Origin of the sequence: Bacteroides sp. L10-4, from assembly GCF_013373675.1 — a bacterium.
Lineage (GTDB): Bacteria > Bacteroidota > Bacteroidia > Bacteroidales > Bacteroidaceae > Bacteroides > Bacteroides muris.
Window position 1 is genome coordinate 1 of record NZ_JABXJH010000090.1, and the last position, 9207, is coordinate 9207.

General features: G+C 55.0%; 3 protein-coding genes and 1 pseudogene. All 4 read left to right on the forward strand.

Annotation, left to right across the window (positions count from 1 at the left end; all coding sequences use genetic code 11):
• Nucleotides 1-127: 127 nt before the first annotated feature.
• Nucleotides 128-1855 (forward strand): annotated as a pseudogene (locus HU824_RS18315) (DNA topoisomerase); the annotation flags it as partial.
• 98 nt (nucleotides 1856-1953) lie between these two features.
• The gene (locus HU824_RS18320; RefSeq protein WP_369692709.1) at nucleotides 1954-2472 is read left to right on the forward strand and encodes a DUF1896 domain-containing protein; all 519 of its coding nucleotides are present in this window, start codon (nucleotides 1954-1956) and stop codon (nucleotides 2470-2472) included.
• Nucleotides 2462-8326, forward strand: coding sequence for an N-6 DNA methylase (locus HU824_RS18325; protein WP_176469635.1), 5865 nt, complete (start codon nucleotides 2462-2464; stop codon nucleotides 8324-8326). The genes HU824_RS18320 and HU824_RS18325 overlap by 11 nt, the downstream gene beginning before the upstream one ends.
• A 147-nt stretch (nucleotides 8327-8473) precedes the next feature.
• Nucleotides 8474-9118, forward strand: coding sequence for a TetR/AcrR family transcriptional regulator (locus HU824_RS18330; RefSeq protein ID WP_176469636.1), 645 nt, complete (start codon nucleotides 8474-8476; stop codon nucleotides 9116-9118).
• Nucleotides 9119-9207 lie beyond the last annotated feature (89 nt).

Genomic DNA, 9207 nt, shown 5'->3' on the forward strand with positions numbered 1-9207 from the left:
CATGTTCGTTAAAATGAGGAAAACCAACGGAGAGCCGTATACAGGGAGACTTGTACGTACGGTTCGGGGGCAGGCTCTCGGAAACCTACCGTCGCAAGACGACAAGGCGCCGAGTGCCGAGCCTACCCTCTACCATTACACCGGATGCACCACGCCTTTCGTGCGCCTCTGGATAAGCTCGCTCACCGACAAGGCTATCCGCGAGGGATTACGCGACCTCGAAGCGGGCGACAAATACGACAACCTCTACCTTGCCGCCAAAGCGCGGAGTGAATCGGACTGGCTGGTGGGCATCAACGGCACGCAGGCACTCTCCATCGCCGCCGGACACGGCACATACTCCGTCGGGCGGGTGCAGACGCCCACGTTGGCGATGGTGTGCGCACGTTACTGGGAGAACCGGCGTTTCACGCCCGAAGCCTTCTGGCAGCTCCATGTCGCAACCGACGGCTGCGACGGCGATACCGTGAAGTTCTCCTCTTCCGAAAAATGGAAGGAGAAAGAGCCTGCAACGGAACTATATAATAAGGTAAAGGGAGCAGGCACAGCCACCGTCACGAAAGCCGAACGCAAGGAGAAGACGGAGGAAACTCCACTTCTCTACGACCTGACCACTCTCCAGAAGGAAGCGAACGCCAAACACGGCTTCACCGCCGAACATACGCTTGAAATCGCGCAGAAGCTCTATGAAAAGAAACTTGTCACCTATCCGAGAACCGGCAGCCGCTACATCCCCGAAGACGTGTTCGCCGAAATCCCCAAGCTGCTCTCCTTCATCGGCAGCCTGCCCGAATGGAAAGAGAAAGTCAATCCGAAGGCAGTGCCGACACGCCGCAGCGTGGACGGCGACAAGGTGACGGACCACCATGCCCTGCTCGTCACGGGCGAGAAGCCGCTGTTCCTCTCCAAAGAAGACAATACCGTCTATCAGATGATTGCCGGGCGCATGATCGAGGCTTTCTCCGAAAAATGCGTCAAGGACACCGCCATCGTCACGGCGGAATGTGCCGGAGTGGAGTTCGTGACAAAAGGCTGCATCATCAGGCAAGCCGGGTGGCGTGCCGTCTATGGCGTGGAAGACAAGGAGGAAACCGCTATCCCCGGCTGGCGGGAAGGCGACACGCTGCCGCTGAAAGGCTGCTCCATCACGGAGGGCAAGACCAAGCCCAAGCCGCTGCATACCGAAGCCACCCTGCTGTCCGCTATGGAAACGGCAGGCAAGGAGATAGAGGACGACGCGCTGCGTCAGGCTTTGAAGGACTGCGGCATCGGCACGCCCGCCACCCGCGCCGCCATCATCGAAACGCTCTTCAAGCGCGGCTACATGGAACGCTGCAAGAAGTCGCTTGTGCCGACTGAAAAAGGGCTTGCCCTCCATTCGGTCGTGAAGGCGATGCGCATCGCCGACGTCGCCATGACGGGCGAATGGGAGAAGGAGCTGGCACGCATTGAGCGCGGGGAGCTGCCTGCCGACACCTTCCGCAAGGAGATAGAGGCTTACACACGCGAAATCACTTCCGAACTGCTCTCGTGCGACAAGCTGTTCGCCCGCAGGGATTCCGGCTGCAAGTGCCCCAAGTGCGGAACCGGCACGATGCAGTTCTACGGCAAGGTTGTCCGCTGCGACAACGCGGAGTGCGGGCTGCCCGTCTTCAGGCTGAAGGCGAACCGCACCCTCACCGATGACGAGATCAAAGACCTGCTCACCGACGGGCACACGAAGCTGCTCAAAGGCTTCAAAAGCAAGCAGGGAAAGAGCTTCGATGCCATAGTAGCCTTTGACGGGGACTACAACACGACTTTGGTGTTCCCCGAAAGGAAAAGTAAGCCTACTCCTACGAAAAGAAGAAAATAATGAGTAACTTTGCCACTGGTTCAGAGTAATGAATTGTTCTTCGATACCGGATTACACTCATACTTTGGATTTAGTGGTGGCACTCGGAGGGATACCGAGTGCCTTTTCTTTCTCCTTTTCAGACGATTATCCATATCATTATCAATCCACTAAATTCCAAAGTAATGAACAACAAGAAGAAAAACGAGGGTCAGACCGACTTCTCCTACTACGGTCTGTACCTGCTGGACTATCTCAGAACAAACAGGTTTGAACAGGCGACCGACGAAGCCTTCATCCGTGAACGCGCCGACCGTGCCGCCGGAACGTATGAACGGGCAATGCTCGAAGGCTATCCTGCTGCCGGTGCGCAGGAACTGGCGATGCGCACGCTGACGGAGGGACTTCGCTACTCCAAGTACGCCATCCTGCGCGAAGTCGTGGAAAACGAGTTTGCCGACGATGTGCCGGAAGCGGAGCATGAATCCTTTACCCGGAAACTGCTTCCGCTTGTCGGAAACGTATTCTCCATTTATGACCTTGCGGACGACAATTTCGCCCTGTCGCCCGATTACGACCTGCTCTACACGGAGCTGACGGGGGCCATCGTCCTTTATATCGACGAGTATGGCGTTTAACCGCAAACAACGGCTGCGGGACAATATCGAGGCGATACGGACGGCATTCATCCTTGACAGGGAACGGAGAGCGGCAACCCCCGAAGAACGTGCGGTACTTCAAAAGTATTGCGGTTTCGGCGGGCTGAAATGTATCCTGAACCCGGCAAGGGAACTGACGGACGCCGTCCACTGGGCGAAATCCGACCTCGAACTGTTTGCCCCTACTGCGGAACTGCACAGGCTGGTACGCGGGAACAGCAAGGACGATACGCAGTACAAGCGGTATGTGGACTCGCTGAAAGCGTCCGTGCTGACAGCCTTCTACACCCCGAAAGAGATAACCGACACCATAGCCGATGTGCTGGCGGATTACAGCGTCCGCCCAGCCCGCGTGCTGGAACCGTCGGCGGGTGTCGGCGTGTTCGTGGACGCCGTGCTGCGGCACAGTCCCGATGCGGATGTGATGGCGTTTGAGAAAGACCTCCTCACGGGTACTATCCTGCGGCAGCTCCACCCCGACAAAAAGATGCGCATAGACGGTTTTGAGAAAATCGAAAAGCCGTTCAACAACTATTTCGACTTGGCGGTGTCCAACATCCCGTTCGGTGACATAGCCGTGTTCGACGCCGGGTTTCAAAGGAGCGAATCTTTCGGCAGGCGTTCGGCGCAAAAAGCCATCCACAACTATTTTTTCCTGAAAGGGCTGGACACAGTGCGCGACGGCGGCATCGTGGCGTTCATCACCTCGCAGGGGGTATTGAACAGTTCCAAGACCTCCGTGCGCGACGAGCTGTTCCGTCAGGCGAATCTGGTATCGGCGATACGCCTGCCCAACAACCTGTTTTCGGACAATGCGGGGACAGAGGTGGGCAGCGACCTTATCGTACTGCAAAAGAACCTGCGCAAGACGGAACTGTCGCAGGACGAACGGCTGATGACCGTGATACAGACGGACACGAAGACAAACCTGACGGACAACGCCTATTTCATCAGCCATCCCGAACGTATCGTGCATACGACCGCAAAACTCGACACCGACCCTTACGGCAAGCCCGCTATGGTCTATACGCACGATGGCAAGACGGCAGGCATCGCGGAGGACCTGCGCCGTATGCTTGACGAGGACTGCCACATGAGGCTTGCCATGCGCCTGTATTCGGGCGCAATCGGGCAAGCGGGGGAGCGAAAAGCGGTTGCCGTTGAAACCAAGCCGGAACAGCCTGCCATGAAGCCGGAAGCGACAATTACGGCACGGACGGAAGAAGCCCGAACCGAAAAACCGCAACTGATAGAGGAAAAGCCGGAGATAGAGCCCCGCAAACCGAATTATCAGGCGGGCGTGCAGCTCTCCCTGCTCGACCTCTGGGGAATGACGGAGGAAGTCCGCAAGCCGGAATCCCCCAAGAAGAAAAAGGCGTCGAAAAAGGAAAGCACGGCAAAACGCGCCGTCCCCAAACCGAAACCGCAGGTTACCGCCGCGCCTCCCATTGAAACCGTCAAGCCTGCAACCGGAAGCAAGGAGGCAAAGCCGGATAATATCGTCAAACAAAGCGACCCTGATGATATTTACGCCACGCTGGACTGGGACACCAATCCGCCCATCAACGGCTTCTACGAAACGATGATGAGCCTGACGCCGGAGCGGCGCAAGGCTCTACGTCTTGAAGCGGAACGGCACAGACAGGAACAACTGAAAAAGTCGGGTGTCAAGGACACGCTGAATCCTGCCTTTGTGCCTTCGTTTGATAACAAACCGGAGAAGGAAACGGCACAACAGACTGAAGCACAGCCGGAGGCAACTCCCATTCCCGTTACGGACAATAGCCCAAGTGAGCAGGCAGCCACTTCACTTTTCCCTGAAATTGAACCGGAAAAGCCGAAGGAGGAAGCCCCTGACCTTATGCCGCGCCCCTACCACCGCACGCCGGAAATGCACCTGCGTGAAGGCTCGCTGGTGGCAAGCAGGGCACGCGACATCGGTTATCTGAAGGACATCACGCCCTACGGCGCGACATTCCATCCACTCGGACTAACGGGCTTCCAGAAGGAGAAGGCGTTGCTGTATGTGTCGCTCCGTGACGCATACGAGCGGCTGTACCGCTATGAAACGAACAGGCGCGAGGCAAATCCCGTGTGGCGTGAACACCTGAACACCTGCTACGACGAGTTTGTCATGCGCTACGGCAACCTCAACGCCAGACAGAACGTGAAACTGGTGATGATGGATGCCGGAGGGCGCGACATCCTTTCGCTGGAACGTGCGGAGGACGGCAGGTTCGTCAAGGCGGACATTTTCGAGCGTCCCGTTTCCTTCTCTGTGGAGAGCTATGCCAACGTAAGCTCTCCCGAAGAGGCACTCTCCGCATCGCTCAACAAGTTCGGCACGGTCAATCTCGACTATATGCGGGAGATCACCGACAGCACGGAGGAGGGATTGCTTGACGCCCTCAAAGGGCGGGTCTTCTACAACCCGCTCGTAACCGGTTACGAGATAAAGGACAGGTTCATCGCGGGGAACGTGATAGAGAAGGCGGAACGGATTGAGGCATGGATGGGCGGCAATCCCGAAAGTGAACGGCTGCCGGAGGTTAAGGAGGCGTTGGAGGCTTTGAAGGAAGCCGAGCCGCAGCGTATCGCCTTTGAGGACCTCGACTTCAACTTCGGGGAACGCTGGATTCCGACGGGCGTGTATGCCGCCTACATGAGCCATCTTTTCGACACGGACGTGAAAATCGCCTACTCCGCAAGCATGGATGAGTTTTCGGTGGCGTGCGGCTACCGCACCATGAAAATCACGGACGAGTTTTTAGTGAAGGGCTATTACCGGAACTATGACGGTATGCACCTGTTGAAACACGCCCTGCACAATACCTGTCCCGACATGATGAAGTCCATCGGCAAGGACGAGCATGGCAATGACATCAAGGTGCGCGACAGCGAGGGCATACAGCTCGCCAACGCCAAGATTGACGAAATCCGCAACGGGTTCTCGGAATGGCTGGAAGAGCAGTCGCCGCAGTTCAAGGAACGGCTCACGACGATGTATAACCGCAAGTTCAACTGTTTCGTGCGCCCGAAGTACGACGGCTCGCACCAGACCTTTCCCGACCTCAATCTGAAAGGATTGGCAAGCCGGGGTATTCAAAGTGTTTACCCGTCGCAGATGGATTGCGTCTGGATGCTCAAACAGAACGGCGGCGGGATCTGCGACCACGAGGTGGGAACCGGTAAAACGCTGATAATGTGCATTGCAGCGCATGAGATGAAGCGTCTGAATCTGGCGCACAAGCCTATGATTATCGGGCTGAAAGCCAATGTCGCGGAGATTGCCGCCACCTATCAGGCTGCCTATCCGAATGCCCGCATCCTCTACGCTTCGGAAAAGGACTTCTCGACCGCCAACCGCGTGCGCTTCTTCAACAACATCAAGAACAACGACTACGATTGCGTCATCATGTCGCACGACCAGTTCGGCAAGATTCCGCAGTCACCGGAGTTGCAGCAGCGCATCCTGCAAGCGGAGCTTGACACGGTGGAGGAAAACCTCGAAGTCCTGCGGCAGCAGGGCAAGAACGTGTCGCGGGCGATGCTGAAAGGACTGGAGAAGCGCAAGCACAACCTTGTGGCGAAACTGGAGAAGGTGGAACACGCCATCCAATCGCGTACAGATGACGTAGTGGACTTCAAGCAGATGGGCATCGACCATATCTTCATTGACGAGAGCCATCAATTCAAGAACTTGACTTTCAATACCCGGCATGACCGCGTGGCGGGATTGGGTAATAGTGAAGGAAGCCAGAAAGCCCTGAATATGCTCTTTGCCATCCGAACCATACAGGAGCGCACGGGCAAGGACTTGGGGGCTACGTTCCTGTCCGGCACGACCATTTCCAACAGTCTGACGGAACTGTACCTGCTCTTCAAATATCTGCGTCCGAAGGAATTGGAACGGCAGGATATCCGGTGCTTCGACGCATGGGCGGCGATTTTCGCCAAGAAGACGACCGACTTCGAGTTCAACGTGACGAACAACGTGGTGCAGAAGGAGCGTTTCCGCTATTTTATCAAAGTTCCGGAGCTTGCGGCCTTCTACAACGAGATCACCGATTACCGCACGGCGGAAGACGTTGGCGTGGACCGTCCGCACAAGAACGAGATACTTCACAATATACCGCCTACGCCCGACCAAGAATATTTCATCAAACAACTGATGGAATTTGCGAAGACGGGCGACGCGACGTTGCTGGGCCGAATGCCGCTGTCTGAAACGGAGGAGAAGGCAAAGATGCTTATCGCCACCGATTACGCACGGAAGATGGCATTGGACATGCGCATGATAGACCCGCATTACGATGACCATCCCGACAACAAGGCTTCCCACTGTGCCAAGATGATTGCAGAATATTACCACAAATACGACGCGCACAAGGGAACGCAGTTCGTTTTCTCGGATTTGGGGACATACCAGCCGGGCGACGGGTGGAACGTGTACAGCGAGATAAAGCGGAAACTGACGGAGGACTACGGCATACCGGCAAGCGAGGTGCGCTTCATTCAGGAGTGCAAGACCGACAAGGCTCGCAAGGCGGTGATAGATGCGATGAACGCCGGGACGGTGCGTGTATTGTTCGGTTCCACCTCTATGCTCGGAACGGGCGTAAATGCGCAAAAAAGGTGTGTTGCAATCCATCACCTCGATACACCGTGGCGTCCGTCCGACCTGCAACAGCGTGACGGACGAGGAGTTAGAGCCGGGAACGAGATTGCCAAGCATTTTGCCGGGAACAACGTGGATGTCATCATCTACGCCGTGGAGAAGTCGTTGGACAGCTACAAGTTCAACCTGCTGCACTGCAAGCAGACGTTCATATCGCAGCTCAAAAGCGGGGCTATGGGCGCACGTACCATCGACGAGGGAGCTATGGACGAGAAATCGGGCATGAACTTCTCGGAATACATGGCACTGCTCTCCGGCAATACCGATCTGCTCGACAAAGCGAAATTAGAGAAGCGCATCGCCTCGCTCGAAGGGGAACGCAAGTCGTTCAACAAGGGCAAGCGCGATTCGGAGTTCAAGCTGGAATCCAAAACAGGAGAACTGCGTAACAATACGGTGGTCATCGAAGCCATGACGGAAGACTGGAACCGTTTTCTTTCCGTTGTGCAGACCGACAAGGAAGGCAACCGCCTGAATACAGTCAAGGTGGATGGCATGGATTCTACCGATGAAAAGGTTATCGGAAAGCGTTTGCAGGAAATCGCCAAGAACGCCACGACGGGTGGATTGTACAAGCCTGTCGGAGAACTTTACGGTTTTCCGATAAAGGTGGTCAGCGAAAGGATGCTCAAAGAAGGATTGGAGTTTACCGACAACCGCTTTGTGGTGGAGGGAAACTACAAGTACACCTACAACAACGGGCATCTGGCGATGGCTGACCCGGTGGCTGCCGCACGCAATTTCCTGAACGCTTTGGAGAGGATTCCGTCCATCATCGACCAGTACAAGGCGAAGAATGAGGTGCTGGAAAAGGAGATTCCGCAGTTGCAGGAGATAGCGGGCAAGGTGTGGAAGAAGGAGGACGAACTGAAACAGTTGAAATCCGAACTTGCCGCGCTTGACCGCAAGATCCAGCTGGAACTTGCACCGCCAACGCCGGAAGTCGCCGAAAAGGAGAACGACGGGCAGGAGGTCAAGACGGTTTCGGAAGGTGTACGGAACGTGCCGCCACAGCACACCGAGGAAGCTCCCCGGATTCGCAACCCAATGAATGAACGAAGTCCATCGGGCAATGAAATTGCCGACCGTGTCATCATCGGACGTCCGGGTTTTCAGTTAAAGAATGAAAACCGCCCGAAAGGGATAAAGATATGACCCATGCCATTACAGACCGACCGCACTGTTATGCAGACGCGGTCGGTCTATCTATCTGAATATGGAAGATTCTTCAGCGTTTCTTACCTGTATCTCAAGATAATGTCCTATCTTTGGAAGATAAATATCAATCAATTTAATTTTATCATGATAACCAACCGTGAAGAAGTGCTTGAAAACGCCCTGCGCGTTTTCGCCAAGATGAATTATGAGAAGGCAAGTCAGGTAGAAATCGGAAAAGCCTGCGGGCTGACGAAAGCCGGACTGGTGTATTATTATCCGATAAAACTGGACCTTTTCGTGGCGGTTATAGATAAATATGTTTTCGGTATGCAGTCGGTGGCAAATAAGTTTCGTTTCAAGGCTGCCACCTTGTCGGAATTTATCGAACAATATATAAAAGGTGTGGAACAGACCATGCGGAAACTCATATCGCTTCTTGATGACGGCAACAATCCAGCAGGATGCAGCTTCAATTTCTATTATTACCATCTTATGATGCAGGTTCGGCTTTATTATCCGGATGTGGAGGAAAAGATAGCAGGCATGTTCCGGCAGGACTACGAGTTTTGGAGAGCCGCCATACAGTCGGCAAAGGACACAGGGGAGATACGGCAGGATGTGGACATCGAGGACACTGCCATGTTGTTCCGGCAGGTGTTTTTCGGTCTGTCCTTTGAGCAGTCTTTTTTGAGGGGGCTTGACATACAACGGCTTGCAAGGGAACTGCACTTCGTCTATTCGCTGTTAAAAGGTAACTATTCAGCGAGAACAAAGGATACGAAGAATTAGCCCGTCAGTTTAGACGAGCGCCAATATAGCTTTAAGAGGGGATTGTCCGTTTTTCCAGGCCGTGTCAGCGATAGAATGTAAAGCGTGGA

Bases quoted from the DNA above. Each gene is read 5' to 3' on its own strand.
- HU824_RS18325 (WP_176469635.1), top strand. From the start codon at position 2,462: ATGGCGTTTAACCGCAAACAACGGCTGCGGGACAATATCGAGGCGATA.
- HU824_RS18330 (WP_176469636.1), top strand. From the start codon at position 8,474: ATGATAACCAACCGTGAAGAAGTGCTTGAAAACGCCCTGCGCGTTTTC.